Raw genomic sequence first — 3,328 nt, 5'->3', positions numbered from 1 at the left:
TCATCAAGCTTTTAAAATTGCGAAAGAAGAGCTGGCTCTTTTTCTAGCTGTTTCATTAATCGTTCTCTATCTGGCCAGTGTGGGTATTTATTATTTTGAAAATCCGGTTCAACCAGAGGTCTTTAGCTCTATTTTTCACAGTTTATGGTGGGCAGTTGCGACGCTAACGACCGTTGGCTATGGGGACATTTACCCGATTACACCTGGAGGGAAGGTCTTCACATTCTTTGTCCTAATTGTAGGGCTTGGTATCGTTTCAATTCCCGCTGGATTAGTGGCATCTGCGTTGTCAAAAGCCAGAGAGATGGACGACTAAAAGTTAACTTAACAAAGCGTTTTAGGTTTGTTGATTAGCGTTGCTCCCCCTTTTAACCGGGCGTTACGCAAGAAGTGAGAACATAAAAGGAATCCTCTAGTAATGAAATTTTTGAATACTGTATTGATGCTCATTCTGCTACAAACAAATGCTTTTGCGTATGACATCGGTGTGCAACAACTTCAGATTGCTTCTCAAGAACGAGCAGCGAATCTTCAAGTCACGGTTTGGTATCCTGCATTACCGGGAGGTAAGAAGGTAATCCTCGGTGAAAACATCTTTTTTGAAGGCACGCCAGCGATGCGGGATGCGCCTATCGCAAACAGCCGGTTCCCTCTTATTCTTCTTTCCCATGGCGCTGGCTTAGGAGGGCGGGCTGAGGCCATGAGTTGGCTTGCAACACCGCTTGCTGAAAAAGGGTTTATCGTAGTGGCTCCGACTCACACTGGCAATACAGGCCCTGACCGCTCGGCATTAGAAACCATGAAGTTATGGCTGAGAGCATCTGACCTTTCGGAGACGCTTAACGCTATTGAGAAAAATACAGCGTTCAGAGCGCATATTAACTTCGACAAAATAGGCGTTTTAGGTATGTCGATGGGCGGTGGTACTGCGTTATCGATTGCAGGTGCTCGAATCGCCCCCGAGTTGTTGATGAGCTATTGTGACACGATGGATCTCAATGCATCACTGTGTGACTGGGTGCGCTTGAGTGGTGTTGACTTGCGTAAGATAAATCCGGAGTCGGCCAGCCGAGATAACCAAGATAATCGAATTAAATTCGCCATGGCGATTGATCCTGTGCCCTCTGACATTTTTGCAGTAAATACATTTTCAGAAATTACCATTCCGGTCATGCTGGTAAATCTTGGCAAAAAGGAAGACATTCCTAAAACGGCACAGGCGTCAAAGGTCGCGGCCGTTATCCCCGACAGTACCTACAAAATAATAGAGAATGCCAGCCATTTTTCGATGTTTGGATTGTGTAAGCCGAATGCTTCGGAAATCGCTAAGGAAGAAGGCATCGATGAACCTATTTGTAAAGATGGCGACCAAGGTTCACGAAGCGAGATTCATACACGGTTGATCGATATGGTTGCAGAGGCTTTCGGTCGCTTAGGTTAACTGTTTAACTCGTGCCCTGTCGCTCCCAACCGGACAGCAGGGCCTTTTTCTTATCCGTTCGGAATATCAATCAAAAAGGATTTGACGTTACCGACACCGGGTGAATTGTTCCGCCTGCCCCCTGCCAATCTTCCTTCATCGCCGGATCCATGGTGTGCAGAATAAAGCCCATATGCGCACCTTTTTGTAGTATCGACATAGAAATAACGTGTAAAGCTCACTGAGGAGGTTACTCTTGGCACGGTTAAAAAGCCACCAACCGGTGCCTTTTTGTTGCGCTCAGCTCTCAAAAACCGGGACATATAGTCGGCTCAGGATTCAAAATCACTACACTAGTGTATATTGGATAAAATATTTCAGAATGCTGGAGACGAGGATGTCACAGAAACCCGTTTTTAAAACGCGGACCCAATTGGTCGAGGAAGCAATTCGCGCTCAGATCCTCAAGGGTGAGCTGAAAACCGGCCAGCCGCTGCGTCAGGACGCACTGGCCAAAGAGTTTAACGTCAGCCGGATCCCTGTTCGTGAAGCCTTGGTACAACTCGAAGCTCAGGGGCTGGTCAGCTTTGAGCCGCACAAAGGGGCCACCGTTACCGAGCTGTCGCCCGATAAAATTGACGAGCTGTTTGAGCTGCGCGCCGTGGTTGAATGCCACATCCTTGAGCGCGCCATTCAAAACATGACCGACGCGGATTTGGAGCGTGCCCGCCAGGTACGTGAGCGCTTTGAAAGTATTGTTAACAGCGGCGACGAAGTGGAAGAATGGAGCAACTATAACTATGAGTTCCACAAAGCCCTCTACGCGCCAGCCAACATGCCCGAAACCATGGACGTGATATATAACCTCAACACCAAATGTGACCGTTATATTCGTCTGCAACTGCTGTTCACCACAGGCATTGAGAAAGCCGAAAACGAACATCTGGCGCTGTTTGAGATGTGCCAGAACCGCGACATCGAGGGCGCTAAGTATCTGCTGAAAAAACACATACTCGAAGCTGGCAGCGCCATCCGCGACTTACTACTGGAAAGGCAATAACACCACCTCAGTTAAACCACGGCTCGGAGAGAACGGATGCACATCGGACCGAAATTTTTGCTTGCAGCGATCAGAAAAAAAATCAAAGACGAGGGGCTGTGTTACAGCTCCTTATCGGAAAAAACCGGCATTCCTCTTTCAAGTATTAAGCGTCATCTGCATAACCCATCCCTGGGGCTTGATAAGATTCTGATGTACGTCAATTACCTCAATACCAACCTGATTGAGTTAACCAAACTGGCCAATCAGATCCAGCATGAGAACGAACAGTTTGTGACCGAGGATCAAGGCAAGCTGTTTCTTGAACACCCGTATCTGATGGACTTCATCTATATGGTCACCTCGCGCAATCTGGCACCGGAAGCAATCGCCGAAGAATACAATCTGTCCGATACCAGTTTGCGCTTTTACCTGCGTATTGCCGAAATTCTCGGCTACATTGAGGACTTTGGCGATGGGCTGTTCTATCGTTCCGGACGACGCTTTCTGCTCAAGGAAGGATCCGACATCGACACCCTATTTCGCCACCGTTTCCAGAAAGAATCCCTTTCTCACCCAGTTAACCCCGGCGTGTGCGTTGGACGAATTCGCCTGACCCCAACCCAACGGGCTCAGCTTGAAGACGATCTCTACGTAAAACTGATTGAGCTGAATGCGATCAACTGTTCCAATGACGAAGGCGAAGAAACCAACATTATGATGCGCTGTACGCCCGGAAAACAGATCCTGTTCTCTGATGGCCTGCCCAATATCGATGGTGCTCTGCTTAAACACGTCTCTGAGTCTTTTCCTAAGTAACCATCTGAATTTATTCATCTATTCCTCTTCCACTCGGATCAAGCCTGAAC

General features: G+C 47.9%; 5 protein-coding genes. 4 read left to right on the top strand and 1 reads right to left on the bottom strand.

The features are described from left to right. A partial coding sequence (locus CAG65_RS13840; protein WP_161454023.1) for a potassium channel family protein occupies positions 1–316 on the top strand: 316 nt, incomplete at its 5' end. A 102-nt stretch (positions 317–418) separates the two neighbouring features. After that, positions 419–1,441 carry an alpha/beta hydrolase family protein gene (locus CAG65_RS13835; RefSeq protein WP_161454022.1) on the top strand — a complete coding sequence of 341 codons (1,023 nt, stop codon included), beginning with the start codon at positions 419–421 and terminating at the stop codon, positions 1,439–1,441. Positions 1,442–1,511: 70 nt separating this feature from the next. Here CAG65_RS13835 and CAG65_RS22390 read toward each other — a convergent pair whose 3' ends face one another. Continuing rightward, positions 1,512–1,640: a hypothetical protein gene (locus tag CAG65_RS22390; protein ID WP_272924741.1), complete on the bottom strand. Its 129-nt coding sequence runs from the start codon at positions 1,638–1,640 to the stop codon at positions 1,512–1,514. A 177-nt stretch (positions 1,641–1,817) separates the two neighbouring features. Here CAG65_RS22390 and CAG65_RS13830 point away from each other — a divergent pair, with 177 nt between their 5' ends. Beyond that, positions 1,818–2,480, top strand: a complete 663-nt coding sequence (locus CAG65_RS13830; RefSeq protein WP_161454021.1) for a GntR family transcriptional regulator — start codon at positions 1,818–1,820, stop codon at positions 2,478–2,480. 36 nt (positions 2,481–2,516) lie between these two features. Beyond that, the gene (locus CAG65_RS13825; RefSeq protein ID WP_161454020.1) at positions 2,517–3,278 is read left to right on the top strand and encodes a transcriptional regulator; all 762 of its coding nucleotides are present in this window, start codon (positions 2,517–2,519) and stop codon (positions 3,276–3,278) included. The last annotated feature ends 50 nt before the right edge of the window (positions 3,279–3,328 follow it).

The organism is Vibrio sp. V39_P1S14PM300 (assembly GCF_009904765.1).
In the GTDB taxonomy this organism is placed as follows: domain Bacteria; phylum Pseudomonadota; class Gammaproteobacteria; order Enterobacterales; family Vibrionaceae; genus Vibrio; species Vibrio proteolyticus.
Note: the sequence above shows the minus strand (reverse complement) of the source record. Positions and strands in the feature narration are given on the sequence as shown.